19 protein-coding genes are annotated in these 17,440 nt (G+C 67.2%); 12 read left to right on the forward strand and 7 right to left on the reverse strand.

Going from position 1 to position 17,440, the window contains the following annotated elements:
- Window positions 1-65 precede the first annotated feature (65 nt).
- The 5 genes from J2S76_RS01460 to hemB form a co-directional block, all read right to left on the reverse strand.
- The gene (locus J2S76_RS01460; RefSeq protein ID WP_307056846.1) at window positions 66-815 is read right to left on the reverse strand and encodes an arginyltransferase; all 750 of its coding nucleotides are present in this window, start codon (window positions 813-815) and stop codon (window positions 66-68) included.
- Window positions 816-914: 99 nt separating this feature from the next.
- Window positions 915-1,430, reverse strand: a complete 516-nt coding sequence (locus J2S76_RS01465; protein ID WP_307056848.1) for an RDD family protein — start codon at window positions 1,428-1,430, stop codon at window positions 915-917.
- Window positions 1,431-1,533: 103 nt separating this feature from the next.
- Window positions 1,534-2,760 (reverse strand): threonine ammonia-lyase, encoded by a 1,227-nt coding sequence (locus J2S76_RS01470; RefSeq protein ID WP_307056850.1) that lies wholly within the window; start codon window positions 2,758-2,760, stop codon window positions 1,534-1,536.
- A gap of 8 nt (window positions 2,761-2,768) precedes the next feature.
- Window positions 2,769-4,112 (reverse strand): branched-chain amino acid ABC transporter permease, encoded by a 1,344-nt coding sequence (locus tag J2S76_RS01475; protein ID WP_307056852.1) that lies wholly within the window; start codon window positions 4,110-4,112, stop codon window positions 2,769-2,771.
- A gap of 16 nt (window positions 4,113-4,128) precedes the next feature.
- A complete protein-coding gene (hemB, locus tag J2S76_RS01480) occupies window positions 4,129-5,190 on the reverse strand; it encodes a porphobilinogen synthase (protein WP_307056854.1) in 1,062 nt (353 codons plus the stop codon).
- Window positions 5,191-5,469: 279 nt separating this feature from the next.
- Here hemB and J2S76_RS01485 point away from each other — a divergent pair, with 279 nt between their 5' ends.
- The 3 genes from J2S76_RS01485 to ldtR all read left to right on the forward strand — a co-directional run bounded on the left by J2S76_RS01485 (window position 5,470) and on the right by ldtR (window position 7,645).
- Window positions 5,470-6,528: an enoyl-CoA hydratase/isomerase family protein gene (locus tag J2S76_RS01485; protein ID WP_307056856.1), complete on the forward strand. Its 1,059-nt coding sequence runs from the start codon at window positions 5,470-5,472 to the stop codon at window positions 6,526-6,528.
- A gap of 25 nt (window positions 6,529-6,553) precedes the next feature.
- Window positions 6,554-6,985 carry a DUF6163 family protein gene (locus tag J2S76_RS01490; RefSeq protein ID WP_018390975.1) on the forward strand — a complete coding sequence of 144 codons (432 nt, stop codon included), beginning with the start codon at window positions 6,554-6,556 and terminating at the stop codon, window positions 6,983-6,985.
- Window positions 6,986-7,123: 138 nt separating this feature from the next.
- Window positions 7,124-7,645, forward strand: coding sequence for a transcriptional regulator LdtR (gene ldtR, locus J2S76_RS01495; RefSeq protein ID WP_307056859.1), 522 nt, complete (start codon window positions 7,124-7,126; stop codon window positions 7,643-7,645).
- A gap of 17 nt (window positions 7,646-7,662) precedes the next feature.
- Here ldtR and J2S76_RS01500 read toward each other — a convergent pair whose 3' ends face one another.
- Window positions 7,663-8,694 (reverse strand): histone deacetylase family protein, encoded by a 1,032-nt coding sequence (locus J2S76_RS01500; RefSeq protein WP_307056861.1) that lies wholly within the window; start codon window positions 8,692-8,694, stop codon window positions 7,663-7,665.
- Between the two features lie 239 nt (window positions 8,695-8,933).
- Here J2S76_RS01500 and glyA point away from each other — a divergent pair, with 239 nt between their 5' ends.
- The 9 genes from glyA to J2S76_RS01545 all read left to right on the forward strand — a co-directional run bounded on the left by glyA (window position 8,934) and on the right by J2S76_RS01545 (window position 16,779).
- A complete protein-coding gene (gene glyA, locus J2S76_RS01505) occupies window positions 8,934-10,241 on the forward strand; it encodes a serine hydroxymethyltransferase (RefSeq protein WP_307056863.1) in 1,308 nt (435 codons plus the stop codon).
- A gap of 9 nt (window positions 10,242-10,250) precedes the next feature.
- The gene (gene nrdR, locus J2S76_RS01510) at window positions 10,251-10,769 is read left to right on the forward strand and encodes a transcriptional regulator NrdR (RefSeq protein WP_307056865.1); all 519 of its coding nucleotides are present in this window, start codon (window positions 10,251-10,253) and stop codon (window positions 10,767-10,769) included.
- A gap of 31 nt (window positions 10,770-10,800) precedes the next feature.
- Window positions 10,801-11,913 carry a bifunctional diaminohydroxyphosphoribosylaminopyrimidine deaminase/5-amino-6-(5-phosphoribosylamino)uracil reductase RibD gene (ribD, locus tag J2S76_RS01515; RefSeq protein ID WP_307056867.1) on the forward strand — a complete coding sequence of 371 codons (1,113 nt, stop codon included), beginning with the start codon at window positions 10,801-10,803 and terminating at the stop codon, window positions 11,911-11,913.
- Between the two features lies 1 nt (window position 11,914).
- A complete protein-coding gene (locus tag J2S76_RS01520) occupies window positions 11,915-12,505 on the forward strand; it encodes a riboflavin synthase (RefSeq protein ID WP_307056869.1) in 591 nt (196 codons plus the stop codon).
- Between the two features lie 42 nt (window positions 12,506-12,547).
- The gene (gene ribH, locus J2S76_RS01525) at window positions 12,548-13,042 is read left to right on the forward strand and encodes a 6,7-dimethyl-8-ribityllumazine synthase (RefSeq protein WP_307056871.1); all 495 of its coding nucleotides are present in this window, start codon (window positions 12,548-12,550) and stop codon (window positions 13,040-13,042) included.
- Window positions 13,043-13,047: 5 nt separating this feature from the next.
- On the forward strand, window positions 13,048-13,542 hold the full coding sequence (gene nusB / locus J2S76_RS01530; RefSeq protein WP_307056873.1) for a transcription antitermination factor NusB: 495 nt from the start codon (window positions 13,048-13,050) through the stop codon (window positions 13,540-13,542).
- 13 nt (window positions 13,543-13,555) lie between these two features.
- Window positions 13,556-14,566, forward strand: a complete 1,011-nt coding sequence (thiL, locus tag J2S76_RS01535; RefSeq protein ID WP_307056875.1) for a thiamine-phosphate kinase — start codon at window positions 13,556-13,558, stop codon at window positions 14,564-14,566.
- A 109-nt stretch (window positions 14,567-14,675) separates the two neighbouring features.
- Complete coding sequence (locus tag J2S76_RS01540) at window positions 14,676-15,440, forward strand: ABC transporter substrate-binding protein (protein ID WP_307056878.1); 765 nt, start codon at window positions 14,676-14,678, stop codon at window positions 15,438-15,440.
- 97 nt (window positions 15,441-15,537) lie between these two features.
- Window positions 15,538-16,779, forward strand: coding sequence for an NAD(P)/FAD-dependent oxidoreductase (locus tag J2S76_RS01545; RefSeq protein ID WP_307056880.1), 1,242 nt, complete (start codon window positions 15,538-15,540; stop codon window positions 16,777-16,779).
- 19 nt (window positions 16,780-16,798) lie between these two features.
- Here the strand turns inward: J2S76_RS01545 and J2S76_RS01550 are convergent, their stop codons facing one another.
- The gene (locus J2S76_RS01550; RefSeq protein WP_307056881.1) at window positions 16,799-17,335 is read right to left on the reverse strand and encodes an outer membrane protein assembly factor BamE; all 537 of its coding nucleotides are present in this window, start codon (window positions 17,333-17,335) and stop codon (window positions 16,799-16,801) included.
- Between the last annotated feature and the right edge of the window lie 105 nt (window positions 17,336-17,440).

A 17,440-nucleotide genomic window follows, 5' to 3' on the forward strand; every position in this document is an offset into this window, starting at 1 on the left:
TGCGTCACATCCCGATGACGCAGGGCGCCAGAAGGCATCATTCTGTCATATGACAGCCCGGCGACCTACTCTTCTACCCGCAGCCAGCCTGACGGCGCGAGGCGCTCCTGCGGTAGGAAGCGGCGCTTGTAGTTCATCTTGTCCGAGCCTTCGACCCAGTAGCCGAGATAGACATAGGGCAGGCCCATGGCTTTCGCCTTCACGATATGGTCGAGGATCATGTAGGTGCCGAGCGAGCGGCCGGCCTGATCAGGATCGTAGAACGAATAGACCATGGACAGGCCATCGGCGAGAACGTCGGTCAGTGCCACGCCGTAGAGCGGCCCCTGTCCCCGCCCGCTGACCGCCGATGCCGGCCCGTGGCGGCGATATTCGATCAGCCGGGTGCGGACATGGCTGTCCTCAACCATCATGGCGTAGTCGAGCACGGTCATGTCGGCCATGCCGCCATCGGAGTGCCGGCTGTCGAGATAGAGGCGGAAAAGGGAATATTGCTCAGCGGTGGGGATCGCGGCGCGAATGTCGCCGATGAGATCTGCATTGGCCTGGCGGACACGGCGGAAGCCCCGGGTCTCGCGGAAATCGTCGACGCATACCCGCACCGAGACACAGGCGCGGCACTGTTCGCAGGCGGGTCGATAGGCGATGGACTGGCTGCGTCGGAAACCGCCATGGGTCAGCACGTCATTGAGCTGGGTGGCGCGCTCGCCAACCAGATGCGTAAACACCTTCCGCTCCGAGCGACCCGCCAGATAGGGGCAGGGCGAGGGGGCGGTCAGGTAGAATTGCGGTGTGTCGCGCGAATGTTCGGTCACGGCATGTTCACGTTGCGAATGGCTGAGGATCGCGCGCCCCGGCCGCGGCGTCAAAGCCTTCGTTGATGCGGGCCATTACGATCCGCAACGGCTGCGGGATCAGCGATAGCCGCGCAGTTCGCCCGCCCGCTCATCATTGTTGGTCACGACCGTGCCGATGACGAAGTCATGCGCAAGGCGCTTGCGTCGGTTGAGCAGGCCGATGACGATGATGAAAGGGGTGAAGACGCTCACTGACACCCAGAACAGCACGAGGCTGACCACTGCCAGCATGGGCGTCATCGGCGCGCCGTGCCACACCCGCATCTCGATCCCCATAGCGCGCATGCCAAGCGTGGCCGAGCGCGGTCCGCCGAGGGTGAGCCCGACATAGACCAGCGCCCATACCACATAGCCGGGCCCCAGCAGGCTGAACAGGAACCAGCCGAGCCCGAAGGTGAGGAAGCCGAAGATGAAAATCAGCAGGGCCGCCATGCCGACGGGCACGCAGATGATTACGGTGTCGATGAGGAACGCCATGAACCGGCGGGAGAGCACGCCGCGAAAATATTCCGGCTCGACGAGCGGATCGAAGGCATAGGGCCTCTCCTCCTCGCCATTGCGTGTATCGAACATGCCGGTCTCCTCCTGCCCCGTCAGGTGGGGGCGCCCTCCGGCGTGGGCAAGGGTGCGCCCGCCCCGGCCACCCGCCGAAACGGACGCCCTCGCTCAAATCATGCTAGCCGGCGGACTGCCAGTCGACCCGCACCACATCCATGCCGTTCTCGATCAGCGCGTGGTAGACCGTGTCGGCATGGGCGCGGTCGCGGGTCTCCACCGTCACGTCGAGCCGGGCGCCCTTCGCGTGCACGTCGAGGAAATGGCGCTTGTGCTCCACTTCAAGGATGTTCGCACCAAGCCCGCCAAGCAGGCTGGCGATGATGCCGAGTTCGCCGGGACGGTCGAGCATGGAGAAGCGGAAGGAGACGATCCGCTCCTCGCGCTCCAGCTCGCGCATCATGATCGAGGCGACGATGCGCGGATCGATGTTGCCGCCCGACACCACCAAGCCAACCTTTCGGCCGCGGTAGCGGTCCGGGTCGGCGAGCAGCGCCGCGAGGCCAGCGGCGCCAGCGCCCTCGGCCAGCGTCTTCTGCTGGGTGAGGAACAGGTTCACCGCCCGCTCGATGGTCGGCTCGCCGACCAGCACCACGTCGGACACCAGCGCCGAAACCAGTTCGCGCGTCAGCGTTCCCGCCTGCTTCACCGCGATGCCCTCCGCCAGCGTCGCGCCCTCGCAGGGCAGGGACTGCTGGTGCAGCGCGTTCCACATGGAAGGGTAGAGCCGCGTCTCGACGCCGACGATCTCGATGTTCGGCCGCATGTCACGCGCCGCCACCGCCATGCCGGAGATCATGCCGCCGCCGCCGACGGGCACCAGAAGGGCGTCGAGGTCCGGCGCGTCCTCCAGCATCTCGGAGGCGATGGAGCCCTGGCCGGCGATGACATGGCGGTCGTCATAGGGATGGACCCAGACGAGATGTTCGGAATGGGCGATGCGGTCGGCCTCTTCCGAAGCGTCGCCGACCGAATCGCCATGCAGCACCACCCGAGCGCCATGCGCCTCGGTGGCGGCGACCTTCACGATCGGCGTGAACTTCGGCATCACGATGGTCGCGCGAATACCGAGCCGCGCGGCGTGATAGGCCACGGCCTGCGCGTGATTGCCGGCCGACATGGCGACGACGCCAGCGGCGCGCTCCTGGGCGGAGAGGCTGGCAAGCTTGTTCAGCGCGCCGCGCTCCTTGAAGCTGGCGGTGACCTGGAGATTCTCATATTTCACATAGACATGAGCGCCCGTAATCGCCGAGAGGCGCGGCGCCGGCAGGGTGGGCGTGCGCAGCACCGCGCCATCCAGCACCTTGCGTGCGGCGGCGACATCGGCGGGGGTTACGGGCAAGGTCATCGAACCACTCAGAATTCTCGCGGCGAAAGTGCCGCACGCTGAAAAAGGCCTCCCGGCCTCAGGACTAGAACGGCCGCCAGGAGCGAATAGATCACCGCATCGCGATAGCCGATATCGAAGGCCGACGACCACACGATTTCGACGCAAGCAACGAGGGCAGCACCAAGCAAGGCGCCCGGTACTGAGCCAATGCCGCCAATAATAGCCGAAATCAAGGCTTTGAGCGTCATCGACATGCCGTCACCGGGCGTTATCGTCCCATAGGCTACCACCATGGCCACTCCCGCAAGCCCGGCGCAGCCTCCCGCAAGCGCGAAAGTAGCGCCGACAAGCTGTGGAACGCGCACACCTGTGAGCGCCGCCATCAGCGGATCGTCGGCATAGGCGCGCCAGCTGCGACCATATCCGGTAAAGCGGACGAGCCCGAGCAACAGCGAAATGCCTGTCAGGGTGAGGCCGGCGGCGAGGAATTGCGCCGGCGTCGCGGTGGCAACGAAGCCGTCCTGCCCGGCGATGAAAACCGGCCGGTTGATGAGGGCGGGCAGCCAATTTTCACGAAAAGGCGAGGTGAGGCGGAAGATCTCTGCCAGCACGATGGCGACGGCCAGCGTGGCGATAAGCACCGGCTGGGGCGAGCGGGCACGGGTAAGAATGGGCATGACCACCGTGCGACCGATGACCCAGCTCAGCAGTGCCGCCCCACTCATGCCCGCCACAAGGGCCATCGCCAGCCCGGCCGGCCCGAGCCGCCCCGCCGCGCTGGCGAGGCTGACCGCCACGAGCATGTAGATGCCCCCGGCCACGGCGACCTCCCCGAAGGCGAGGTTGATCCGGCCATAAAGGCCGTGGACCAGGGCAAAGCCGGTGGCGATGAGACCGTAGACTCCCATCAGGACAAGGCCGCCGAGTGCCTGCTGGAGCCAGTAGGCGCCGCGCGGGCTCAGGCGAAGGATCGGTGCGCCGCGCGCTTGGCTCCGCGCGTCCTCCAGCCACCAGCGCTTGAGGATGAAGAGCTTCACCTCGCCCAGCGGCGCGCCATCCTGGATCAGCGCGACAAGATTGAAACGGCCGGCACCCGTCTGGGCCGCGAACCGGCAGATCAGTTCATGCGGCCCGCCGCCAAGGGAGGAGCGGACGCGGTAGCGATAGCGCAATGCCGTGGGGTCGTTCGGCACGGGCACCAGCTGGGTCTCGACGATCTCCACTGCCTCATCATGGAGGGCGGGGGCCGCCGCCCGGCACAGGCGGGCCTGGTCGGCGTCGATCATCGAGCCGCAACCGGACAGTTGCAGGCCGAAGCCGATCAGGGCGAGACGCAGCAGGAGTTGAGCGCCGCGCGTGCCGTTGCCCATGGCGCGGCGCGCGGGGCTAGGCGTCGCGGGCGAGCTTTTCCGCCACGCGCGGGGCGAAATAGGTGAGGATGCCGTCGGCACCCGCGCGCTTGAAGGCCATGAGGCTTTCCATCATCGCCTTGTCGCCATCGAGCCAGCCATTGCGGGCGGCAGCCTCGATCATCGCGTACTCACCCGACACCTGATAGGCGAAGGTCGGCAGGCCAAAGGTTTCCTTGAGGCGATAGACGATATCGAGATAGGGCAGGCCGGGCTTCACCATCAGCATGTCCGCGCCTTCCTCAATGTCCAGCGCCGCCTCGCGCAGCGCCTCCATGCCGTTGGCGGGGTCCATCTGATAGGTGCGCTTGTCGCCCTTGAGGCAGCCGGTGGAGCCCACCGCGTCGCGAAACGGTCCATAGAAGGCGGACGCATATTTGGCGCTGTAGGCGAGGATCTGGGCGTCCAGATGCCCTCCCGCGTCCAGGGCCCGGCGAATCGCCCCAACGCGGCCGTCCATCATGTCGGAGGGAGCAATGACGTCGGCGCCCGCATCCGCCTGGACGAGTGCCTGCTCAACCAGCACGGCCACCGTCTCGTCATTGAGGATACGGCCGTCGCCGTCGAGCAGCCCGTCATGGCCGTGGCTGGTATAGGGGTCGAGCGCCACGTCGGTGATGAGGCCGATCTCCGGCACCGAGTCCTTGATAGCCCGCAGCGTGCGGCAGACGAGATTACCGGCGTTCAGCGCCTCGCGCCCATCGGCCGAGCGCAGGGCCGGATCGGTGTAAGGGAAAAGCGCCAGCGCCGGAATGCCGAGTCGCGCCGCCCGCTCCGCCTCGCGCACCGCCTCGTCGACGGTGAGCCGATCGACACCCGGCATGGAGCTGATCGCCGTGCGCTCGCCATGGCCGTCCTTGACGAAGATCGGCCAGATCAGGTCGGCAACGGTGAGCGTGTTTTCACGCAGCAGCTGGCGCGCCCATTCGGACTTGCGGTTCCGCCGGGGGCGCTGCACCAGATCGAGCTTCGACGACGCATCAGGCCGGCCGGAAGGCTCGGGATGGACAGGGCGCGGACGGGCGAAGGGAATGGTCATGGACACGCTCGCAAAGACACTCGCCAGGAGGGCGGGATCCCGCCGCGTCGCCTCCGGCGCGGCACTTTCGAATGGTTATAGCTCCATACGACGCCGCGCGCGACCTCTTCACCCGGTTGATTGCGTATGCGCCCGACCCCACGCGGCAGGGCATGTTGACGCGGGCGGCTGGTGCGAGCCTGTCCGTTCCCTGCCTCCCAGTCAGGCGCTCGGGCTTTGCGCGAGGCGAAGAACGGCTTAAGTGGCAGGATAGGACAGAGACGAGGCGGGATCGACGTGATGGCAGACATCGGCATCAGCTTCGAAGAGCGCGATGCCGTCGGCATCGTGACACTCGACCGGCCCCGGGCCCTTAACGCCCTTGACCATCCGATGGTCCTGGCAATGGACGCCCGATTGCGTGCCTGGATCGCCGATCCCCGCATTGTGCATGTGGTGCTGCGCTCGGCCCATCCGCGCGCCTTCTGCGTGGGCGGCGATGTACGCGCCATGGCCGAGCTTGGGCGCAGTGGCCGCACGCAGGAGGCCCGGCAATACTGGCGCGATGAATACGCGCTAGACTATCTCATCGCGCGTTACCCCAAGCCGTTTGTCTCACTGGTCGACGGTCTGTGCTTCGGCGGCGGATTCGGCCTCACCGGCCATGGCCGCTTCCGCGTGGCCGGGGAAAATCTCGGCTTCGCCATGCCGGAGGTCGCCATCGGCCTGTTCCCCGATGTCGGCGGCACATTCGTGCTGCCGCGCCTTCCCGGCTGGAGCGGCACCTGGCTCGCCATGACAGGCGCGCGCATCGGCATGGCGGATGCGCTCGCGCTCGGCCTCTACACCCATCATGTTCCGACCGCGCGCTGGCCGGAGCTCCAGGAAGCGCTGGCGGCGGGCGAGGCGGTGGAGGCGCTCCTCGCACGCATGGCTATCCGTCCACCGGCGCCCGAGCTTGCAAGCCTCTACCCGCACATCGACCGCATCTTCGCCGGCGGCTCGGTGGCGGCGATTCTCATCGCGCTGGAGAAGGTGGGGGAAGGCGAGGGTGACGTCGCCGCCTTCGCCCGGCTGCAGCTGGAGACGATCCGCCGCGCCTCGCCTACAAGCGTGCACATCGCCTTCCAGCAGATGCAGCGCGGCCCGACTCTCGATCTGGCGGGCTGCCTGGCGCTGGAATTCCGCCTGGTGACGCGCCTGCTCGACCAGCCCGACTTTTTCGAAGGCGTGCGTGCGCTGCTGGTGGACAAGGACCAGAAGCCGGCATGGTGCCCGGCGCGGCTGGAGGAGGTCGATCCCGCCGCCATCGCCGCCCTGTTCGATGCGCCGCTTGACGACGAATTGCTGCTTGCCTGACCGCGTTTTGGAGTATGCAGGCGCCATGAGTTCTCCCTACGATCCCATAGACGCCACCCTTGGCCCCGCTGGGGCGCGCATGCCGCTGTGGCAATCGCGCGTGATCCTCTATCTGCGCTGCCTCGCCGGCTTCCTGATGGTGAAGACGGTCTATAGCTGGACCCTCGTCTGCGGTGTCTGGGACGGGGACACCAGCCGGTTCGAGATGCTCTCCCTCGCCGCCCAGTCGGCGGTCATTTGGGCCGCCATCATGAATCCCGTGGCCGCTGTCGGCCTCTGGCTCGGTGCGTCGTGGGGCGTCGTGCTCTGGCTGGTGACGGCGATGGTTCAGATCCTCATCAACGCCTCGGCGCCGGAGGGCGTCGGCCGGCTGATGATCGTCGCGGCCATTGAGACGGTGCTGGTCGCCGCCTACGCCTTCCTCACCTACAAGGCCGCGCGCGAAAGCGAGCGCTGAGCCTTCATCTTTCGTTAACCCGTTGCAGTGACGAAGGATTCAGCCTGTCGCTTAAACCGATCTTAGCCCCGCTGGCGTGAGAGTCGCCGCCTCATGAGAGGGAGCCAATCCCCACTTTCTGAGACCGGGGTACGAACCATGCGCGCAGCTCAGGCGACCAATGTCATCAGCATCACCGGTGCCGAGGACGAGCGGCGGGAGTCGATCCGCCCACTCTACCGGGAGGCTGTCACGCTGGTGGAACGGCTGCACCGGCGGCTGCTGGATGTGGTGAAAGATGAACTCGACAGGCGCGCGCGCGAGGATATCAACGCGGTGCAGGCGCTGCTGCTGTTCAATATTGGTGATGCCGAGCTGACCGCCGCCGAACTGCGCACGCGCGGCTACTATCTCGGAGCCAACGTTTCCTACAATCTCAAGAAGCTGGTCGAGACCGGCTTTCTCGACCACCGCCGCTCGCGGGTCGATCGGCGTTCGGTGCGGATCCGGCTGACCAAAAAAGGCGAGGAGGTCCGCGACATTGTGGAAGGCCTCCACGCCAAGCATCTCGCCACCATCGAGCAGATCGGCGGCATCGGCCCGCAGGACTTCCAGCAGCTCAACAAGGCGTTGACCCGGCTCGAGCGGTTCTGGACCGACCAGATTCTCTATCGCCTCTGATCGGCCCGCCGTTCCGGCTAGCGCTGAAGAAAGCCTTCCAACGTATTGGCGACATTGACCCCGATCGCCTCGACCGCATAGCCACCCTCCATCACGAAGAGGGTCGGGCGGCTGAGGGCGGCGATGCGGGCGCCGATCTTGAGATAATCCGGGCTGTCGAGCTGGAACTGCGAGATCGGGTCGTCCTTGTAGGTATCGACGCCGAGCGACACGACCACTACATCCGCCCCGAACGCGTCGATCCGCGCGCAGGCCGCATCCAGTGCCGTGCTCCAGCCGCTATAATCCGTGCCCCAGCGCAGCGGGAAATTGGCGTTGAAGCCCTCGCCGGCACCGCTGCCGATCTCGTCGGCATAGCCAAGGAAATAGGGGAATTCCTGCAGTGGATCCGCGTGGATGTTGCACACCAGCACGTCGGGACGGTCATAGAAGATCGCCTGCGTGCCGTTGCCGTGATGGTAGTCGACATCGAGAATGGCCACCCGCGCCGCGCCACGGTCGCGGAAGCTCTGCGCCGCCACGGCGGCATTGTTGATGAAGCAGTAACCGCCCATCGTCCCGGCATGGGCGTGGTGGCCGGGCGGCCGGCACAGGGCGAAAGCGGACTTTTCGCCACCGGCGACGAGGTCGACCCCGGTCAGGGCGATATCGGCGGCGGCCTGCACCGCATCCCAGGTACCCGCCACCATGCAGCAGCCGGCATCGAAGGAGAAATGGCCGAGCTTGCCGTCAATGGTCTCGGGCTCGATGTCGGTGCGCATCCCGGGTGCGCGCCAGAAGCTGGGCAGGGCCGGGAAGTCGCGCCCGTCCGCCGTCCAGAGCGACCAGGCATTGGTGAGAAAGCGGACATAGGCAGCGTCGTGGACCTTGAGCAGCGGTTCGAGGCCATGGGCGGCCGGCTCGATCAGGGTGCCGAAGGGCCGCTCGCCGATGGCGTTCAGAATCATCGCGACCCGCTCGGGCTTCTCGAAGGCCGGCACGACCTGCCCGTTCATCAGTTCGACATGGCCGGAATGGCCGAGATGGCGCGGCGAGTGAATGATCTTCATGACAGGGCCCGGATTCGCGACAGGTGAGGGCGCGACGATACGCGCCACGGCCGCGCCCTGTCATCAGTCTCCTGCGCCGGTGTCGCGCCCTTCCGTTGCGGCTGCCGCCTTGATGCAAGGCACCCCTGCAGGCGGCATGCTTTGAAAGCCCCGGGTGCTGTGCTAAGCGACCCGCCTCGATTTCGCGGTCGGCACGCCGCCGGCCGGGAGGCATCGCCACCGCCCAGGGAGGCCGGTCTATGTCGTCCGAAGCTCAAGCTTCTAGCCACAACTTCATCAACCGTTTCTTCTCGGCGCCGCTGGCCGAGACCGATCCGGAGCTCGCGGGCGCCATCTCCGCCGAGCTCGGCCGCCAGCGCGACGAGATCGAGCTCATCGCGTCGGAGAACATCGTCTCGCGCGCCGTGCTGGAGGCGCAGGGCTCGGTGCTCACCAACAAATACGCCGAGGGCTATCCGGGGCGCCGCTATTATGGCGGCTGCCAGTATGTCGACGTGGCTGAGCAGCTCGCCATCGATCGCGCCAAGAAGCTGTTCGGCGCCGGCTTCGCCAATGTGCAGCCCCATTCCGGCGCGCAGGCCAACACGGCCGTGTTCTTCGCCCTCATGCAGCCCGGCGACACCTTCCTTGGCCTGAACCTCGCCGCCGGCGGCCATCTGACCCACGGCGCCCCGGTCAGCCTGTCGGGCAAGTGGTTCAAGCCGGTGCCCTATAATGTGCGCCGCGACGACCAGCGCATTGACTATGAAGAGGTCGCCAAGCTCGCCGACGAGCACAAGCCGAAGGTCATCATCGCCGGTGGCTCGGCCTATCCGCGCCATATCGACTTCGCGAAGATGCGCGCCATCGCCGATTCGGTCGGCGCCTATCTCATGGTCGACATGGCCCATTTCGCCGGCCTGGTGGCGGGCGGCGCACACCCCAACCCAGTGCCGCACGCCCACGTGACCACCACGACCACGCACAAGACCCTGCGCGGCCCGCGCGGCGGCATGATCCTGACCAATGACGAGGACCTGGCGAAGAAGTTCAACTCCGCCATCTTCCCCGGCACGCAGGGCGGCCCGCTGATGCACGTGATCGCGGCGAAGGCGGTGGCCTTTGGCGAGGCGCTGCAGCCCGAGTTCAAGCTCTACGCGAAGAACGTGGTCGAGAACGCCAAGGCGCTGGCCGAAAACCTCAAGGGCCACGGCTTCGAGATCGTCTCCGGCGGCACAGACACGCATCTGGTGCTGGTCGACCTTCGCCCGAAGAAGCTCACCGGCAAGGTGTCGGAAGCGGCACTGGGCCGCGCTCACATCACCTGCAACAAGAACGGCATTCCCTTCGACCCGGAAAAGCCGATGGTGACATCGGGCGTGCGCCTCGGCACCCCGGCCGGCACCTCGCGCGGATTCGGCGTAGCCGAATTCAAGCAGGTGGGCGACATGATCGCGGAAGTGCTCGACGTGCTCTCGCAGAAGGGCGCCGACGAGGATAGCCTCGTGGAAGGCGCGGTGCGGGGCAAGGTCGCCGATCTGCTCGCCCGCTACCCCATCTATAGCTGAGGCCGAACGATGCGCTGTCCTTACTGCGGAAGCCTCGACACCCAGGTCAAGGATTCCCGTCCGACCGAGGACAGCGCCGCCATCCGCCGCCGCCGCATCTGTCCGGATTGCGGCGGCCGGTTCACCACCTTCGAGCGGGTGCAGCTGCGCGAGCTGACCGTGCTGAAGCGCTCCGGCCGGCGTGTGCCGTTCGACCGCGACAAGCTCGCCCGCTCGATCGAGGTGGCGCTGAGGAAGCGCCCCGTCGACCCAGAACGGGTCGAGCGGCTTGTGTCCGGTCTGGTTCGCCGCCTGGAGAGCATGGGCGAGAGCGAGATCACCTCCGAGATGATCGGCGAGCGGGTGATGGAGAGCCTCAAGCAGCTCGACGACGTCGCTTACGTCCGCTTCGCTTCCGTCTACCGCAATTTCCGCGAAGCCAAGGATTTCGAGACCCTGCTCGGGGAGCTCGGTCCACGGCTCGTCGAGGAAGAAGCGACGGACGAACCGGCCGCTCGCCGCCTCCGTGAGCCGGGACTCGACGACTGATGCCCTGCGTTCGAGTCCACTTCGCCACGTCATGACCGGAACCACGTCTGACGCCTCCCTGATGGCGGCGGCGCTGAGCATCGGCCGGCGCGAGCGCGGCCACACCTGGCCGAATCCCGCCGTCGGCGCGCTGGTCGTGCGCGAAGGACCGCGTGGGCCGCGTGTGCTGGGCCGGGGCTGGACGTCGCTTGGGGGACGCCCCCACGCCGAGCCGCAGGCGTTGGCCCAGGCCGGGGAGGGGGCACGGGGCGCCACGCTCTATGTGACGCTGGAGCCCTGCTCGCATCATGGCGGCACGCCGCCCTGCGTCAACGCGATACGGGCTGCGGGCATCGCCCGTGTGGTTGCTGCCGTTCAGGACCCCGATTTCCGTGTCGCCGGCCGGGGCTTCGCCATTCTGCGCGAGGCTGGAATCGCGGTCGAAGTTGGCACCGGCGCGGCGCAGGCTCTGGTTGACCATGCCGGGCACATTCGCCGCGTCACCGAGGGGCGCCCCCATATCATGCTCAAGGTGGCCGTCTCCGCCGACGGCAAGGTTGGGCTGGCGGGGCGCCGTCCGGTGGCGATCACTGGCCCGGCAACGCGCGACCGGGTTCACATGCTGCGCGCCACCCATGACGCGGTGCTCACCGGCATCGGAACGGTGATCGCCGACGACCCGCTGCTCACCTGCCGCCTGCCGGGAATGTCGCATCGCTCGCCTCTGCGCATCGTGCTCGATGCGGATCTGCGCCTGCCGCCGACCAGCGCGCTCGCCCGCAGCCTTGATGTCGCTCCGCTGTGGATCGTCGCCGCCGAGGACGCGCCGGCGGCGCCCGAAGCGACATTGGGGGGCATGGGTATCGAGGTGATGCGCGTGCGCCGCCGCCCCGATGGCTGCCTCGATCTCAACGACACGCTTAAGCTGCTGGCCCTGCGCGGCCTGACGCGCGTCATGGTGGAAGCCGGTCCGCGCCTCGCCTCATCATTCGTCGATGCGGGGCTGGTCGACGAGGTGAACCTGTTCGAGGCACCGCTGGCGCTGGGAAGCGGCGCACTTGATGCGCTGGAGGGACTGCCGCTTTCCGCCCTGAGCGACTATCTCTGCGTGGTGGAAGAGGAACAGTATGGCGCGGACCATCTGCGCATCATGAGGCGTCGCTAGAATGTTCACCGGCATCGTTACCGACATAGGCACCCTGCGCGCGGTCGAACCCCGCCACGATGTGCGGCGGCTGACCATCGCCACGCGTTACGACACGTCCGGCATCGAACTCGGCGCCTCCATTGCCTGCTCGGGCGTGTGCCTCACCGTCGTTGCGCTTCAGCCTGACGCCTTCGATGTCGAGGCGGCGCCGGAAACGCTGGCTGTCACCACGGCGGGAGACTGGACCGCCGGGCAGCGGCTTAACCTCGAACGCGCGCTGAAGATCGGTGACGAACTCGGCGGCCACATCGTCCAGGGCCATGTCGACGGCGTCGCGCAGGTGCTGGCACGCGAGGATCTGGGGGAGACGACGCGCTTCACCTTCGACGCACCGGCCGCGCTGGCGCCCTTCATCGCCATGAAGGGCTCGGTGACGCTCGACGGCACGTCGCTGACGGTTAACGAGGTCGACGGCACCCGCTTCTCCTGTCTGCTCATCCCGCACACCCTTGCCAACACCACCTGGGACGCGGTGAGGGCGGGAGGGCGTGTCAATATCGAAGTCGACATGATGGCCCGTTACGCCGCGCGGCTTGCGGAGTTCCGTTGACGCCTGTACGTCGTCGGCTCTGTCAGTTCATGAGGTAACACCATGGCGAGCCCCCGCCCGCCGCGCGCATCTGATGCCGCCGATACCATGCCGCTTGCCGGCGAACGGGTTCTCGTCGTCGAAGCGCGCTTCTACGACGACATCGCCGACGAGCTTCTGGCCGGCGCGCTTGGCGCCATCAAGGCTGCCGGGGCGCATGCGGAGGTCATCTCCATGCCCGGGGCCCTGGAAATTCCGGTCGCCGCCGCCATCGCTCTCGACGCCGCGGCCGCTTCCGGCAAACCCTATGACGCCGTTGTGGCGCTTGGCTGCGTCGTGCGCGGCGAGACCTACCATTTCGAGGTCGTCGCCGGCGAATCGTCGCGCGCGCTGATGGACCTGGCGGTTGCCCGCAAGGTGCCGCTCGGCAATGGCATCCTCACCGTCGAGACCGACGAGCAGGCCTGGGTCCGGGCCCGGGTTTCGGAAGGCAACAAGGGCGCCGGCGCGGCCGAGGCGGCACTGGCGCTGCTTCGCCTCAAACGCCTGGTCGGGTGAGCACCATGGCCACCGACGACAAACCGACCATCAAGACCGCCGGCCACAAGCCGGTGCGCAAGAGCGCGGCCCGGCTCAACGCCGTCCAGGCGCTGTACCAGATGGACCTTGCGGCGACGCCGCTTTCGGAGATCCTCGCCCAGTTCGAAAGCCACTGGATCGGACAGGAGATCGAAGGCGACGAAATCGCGAGCGCCGACCTCACCCTGTTTCGCGACATTGTCGGCGGCGTGGTGCGCGAGCAGCGGGCCGTCGACACGCTGCTGGACGCCGCGCTGGTCCATGGCTGGCCGCTCAAGCGCATCGAAGCGGTGCTGCGGGCCACCCTACGGGCCGGGACCTATGAACTTTCCGAGCGCCCGGACGTTCCTGCCCGTGTGGTCATCGCTGAATATGTAAATGTTGCCGCGGCCTTCCTCGATCGAGAGGAGACCGGCATGGTGAATGCGGTGCTCGACGGCATTGCGCGGGAGAAGCGGCCGGCCGATTTCACCGGCTAGACGGGAGCAGGCGATGGCGGACGGTTCCAGCGGCGCAAGGCCGTCCGGCGAAGATGCGCTGATCGCCCGGCTGTTCGCGCCAATCGCCACTCATGCCGGGGCGCTGGGCCTTAAGGACGACGCCGCTCTCCTCAGCGTTCCAGCCGGACATGAACTGGTACTGACCAAGGACGCGCTGGTGGCCGGCGTGCATTTCTTCGCCGACGATCCGCCGGAAGCGATCGCCCGCAAGGCGATGCGGGTCAACCTGTCCGATCTTGCCGCCAAGGGCGCCCGCCCGCTGGGCGTGATGCTCGCCTTCGCCATCCCCCCCGACATGGACGCCAGCGCGCTCGATGCGTTCGCCCGCGGCATCGGCGCCGACGCTGCGCTGTACGACGCGCCGCTGCTGGGCGGCGACACGGTGCGAACCCCGGGGCCGTTCACCGTCTCCCTCACCGCCATCGGCGCCGTGCCGACGGGTGAAATGGTCCGCCGCACGGACGCTCGGGCCGGCCAGGCCATCGTGGTCAGCGGCACCATCGGCGATGCGGCCCTCGGCCTTGCCTTGCGGCTGGAGCCGGAGCGACCGGGACTTGCGGCATTGAGCGAGGAGGAGCGCGCCTTTCTTCTCGACCGTTACCTGCTGCCTCGCCCGCGCCTTCCGTTGATCCGCGCGCTGCGGGAACATGCCAGCGCAGCGATGGACGTCTCGGACGGGCTGGTGGGCGATCTCGCCAAGATGCTGGCGGCCTCCGGCATCGGCGGCGAGATCGACGCGGCGCGCGTTCCGCTCAGTCCCGCCGCCCGGCGGGCGGTTGAGGCGGAGCCGGCCCTGCTCGAGGTGGCACTCACCGGCGGCGACGATTACGAAATTCTCGCCGCCGTGCCACATCACGCGCTCAGCCGGTTCCACACTGTGGCGACCACAGCCGGCATTGGCGTGTCCGTGATCGGGCACACGGTGGAGGGGCAGGGCCTCACGGTCCGCGATGGCGAGGGCGCGCCGCTGTCCTTCGCCCAAGGCAGCTTCAGCCATTTCTGACAAGCCCCGCCGAAGGTTGGGTGATTCCACGATTGCCTGTGGCACGCCATCGACCTAGCCTCGCAGCCAGACGCCGGACTATCCGGCGCTGGTTACGGGAACAGCCAAAATGAAAATCGCCAGGATACTGCTCGCGGCCGCCGCTCTCGCCATCGGGGCGGGGGGCGCCCAGGCCGAGATGAAGAAGGTTCGCATCGGCACTGAGGGCGCCTATCCGCCCTTCAATTCGGTCGACTCGGCGGGCAAGCTCGTCGGCTTCGACATCGAGATCGGCGAAGCGCTGTGCGCCAAGATGAAGGCGGAATGCACCTTCGTGGCGCAAGATTGGGATGGCATCATCCCCGCGCTGCTCGCCAAGAAATACGACCTCATCCTCGCCTCGATGTCGATCACCGACGAGCGCAAGGAGAAGGTGTCCTTCACCATTCCGTACTACCTGACGCCGGGCAGCTTCATCGCCCCCAAGGACACCAAGATCACCGACATCGCCCCTGCGGCGCTGAAGGGAAAGACCATCGGCGCGCAGTCCTCGACCACCGGCGCGACCTATCTCGAAGACAAGTACAAGGATGCCGAGATCAAGCTCTACCCGACGCAGGACGAGGCCAATGCCGACCTCGCCGCCGGCCGACTCGATGCCGTGCTGGCCGACAAGTTCGTGCTCTATGAATGGCTGGAGAAGTCCACCGACGGCAAGTGCTGCAAATTCGTCGGGCCGGACCTCAAGGACGTGAACCCCCAGGGCACCGGCATCGCCGTGCGCAAGGAGGACAACGAACTGCGGGAGTCGCTGAACAAGGCGATCAAGGAGATCGTGGCCGACGGCACCTTCGCCAAGATCAACGCCAAGTACTTCCCGTTCCCGATCAACTGACCCCGTGTCGGGTGGCGCGGACTCCCGCCGCCCGACGCTTTCGCCGCCCATTGCCTGTGTTCACCTCGCTGCCCCTTTCGCCTCCTGCAGGTTCATCATGAAGACCGACACTATCGTGCTCGGCGCCGGCATCGTCGGCACCAGCGTCGCCCATCACCTTGCGCAGCGGGGACGCTCCGTCGTTCTGGTCGACCGACGCGGTCCCGGCGAGGAGACCTCCTACGGCAATGCCGGGCTGGTAGAGCGGGCGTCGATCTACCCCGTCGCCTTCCCGCGCAAGATTTCGGCGCTTGTCGAGGTGGCGCTCGGGCGCAACCCGGGCGCGAACTACCATTGGGACGCGCTGCTGCGCCTAGCGCCGTGGATGTTCGCCTATTGGCGCGCTTCCGCGCCGGCCCGCTTGCTCGACTATGCCCGGCATATGGAGAAGCTGCTCGCCTTCACGGTGGACGAGCATGACCGCCTCGCCCGTGCCGCCGGCGCCACCCATTTCTTCCGCGACGGCGGCTGGCTGAAGCTCTACCGCACGGCGGCCGGCCTCGATGTCGAGCGCAGCGAATTCCCGCTGGCCCATTCCTATGGCCTCAGCGCGCGCGAAATCAGCGTCGACGAGGCGCTGGCGATGGAGCCGTCGCTGCGCCCGGTGTTCAACGGCGCGGTCATTTGGTCGGACCCGCATTCGGTGTCGAGCCCGGGCGGAGTGACGCAGGCCTACGCCGCCCATTTCGCCGAACTCGGCGGACAGGTGCGCAAGGGCGACGCCCTCAGCCTCGCCCGGCTTGGCTCCGGCTGGGCGGTGATGACGGACGAGGGCAGCGTCGAGGCGCCGGAAGTGGTGGTCGCTTTGGGCCCTTGGTCGATGGACCTGCTTCGCCCGTTCGGCGTCAAGCTGCCGCTTCAGGTCAAGCGCGGCTACCACATGCATTACCATGCCGAGGGTGGCGCCTCGCTCTCGCGCCCGGTGCTGGACGAGGAGGGGGGCTATGTCATCACGCCGATGGTCGGCGGCATCCGCCTGACCACAGGTGTCGAATTCGCACGCCGCGACGCGCCTAAGACCCCTGTGCAACTCGACAAGACCGAGGTTCTTGCGCGGGGCCTGTTTCCGCTCGGCGCGCGAGCGGAGCCGGAGCCGTGGATGGGAAGCCGTCCGGCGTTTCCGGACATGCTGCCGGTGATCGGGCCGGCGCCAGGGCAGAATGGCATGTGGCTCGCCATCGGCCACCAGCATCTGGGCTTCACGCTCGGGCCGATCACCGGCCGCCTTCTGGCGGAGATGATGAACGGCGAGGTGCCCTGCACCGACCCGGCGCCGTTCTCAGCCGACCGTTTCGGCTGAGCGGCGCGCTACGCCCGGTTCACAGGCCGGGGGTGAACGTGGTGGCGTTGAAGATCTGCCCCATCAGCGAAACCTCCGTGCCGCCGGTCGGCGTCGTCCGGCTGATGAAGTCGAACACCTTGCCATCCTTCAGGCCATAATCGGCGACCCGAGTGACGCGCTTGTCCTTGGGGTCGAAATAGACCGCGATCACCCGCTGATTGGTAATCTCCGGCCGCAGGAACATCACTTTCTTAGCCTTCTGCGAGATATAGTAGAACACTTCGCCGTCGACGGTGGCGACGGTCGAGGGTGTCCCGAGCACCAGCAACACCTGCTCCTGGCTCGATCCGACCGGGATCTGCTCCAGTGCCTCCGGAGCGATGACGTAGCCGCGCTGCTGTTCCTGCACGAAGCCGGTGGGCGAGCGGGGAAGCCCCATGCTGGCCGTCGCCATCGGCATGTCGCCGGAGCAGCCGGTGAGGCCCACCATCGCCACGCCGGCAACCGCCAGCGAGGCCCGGGCGGCGATCCGGGTGCCGGGAGCCTTGTTCCGCGTCGCGCGCGTCGATGCCATCCACTCAACTCCGAAGCTCGTGCCGCCTCCGCCGGAAGGCGTTGCGACCATGGGCAGAAAGCACAGGGCGGGCCCCTGATGCAACCATCGACCACCCTCTCGCCG

The organism is Ancylobacter vacuolatus (assembly GCF_030813595.1).
Lineage (GTDB): Bacteria > Pseudomonadota > Alphaproteobacteria > Rhizobiales > Xanthobacteraceae > Ancylobacter > Ancylobacter vacuolatus.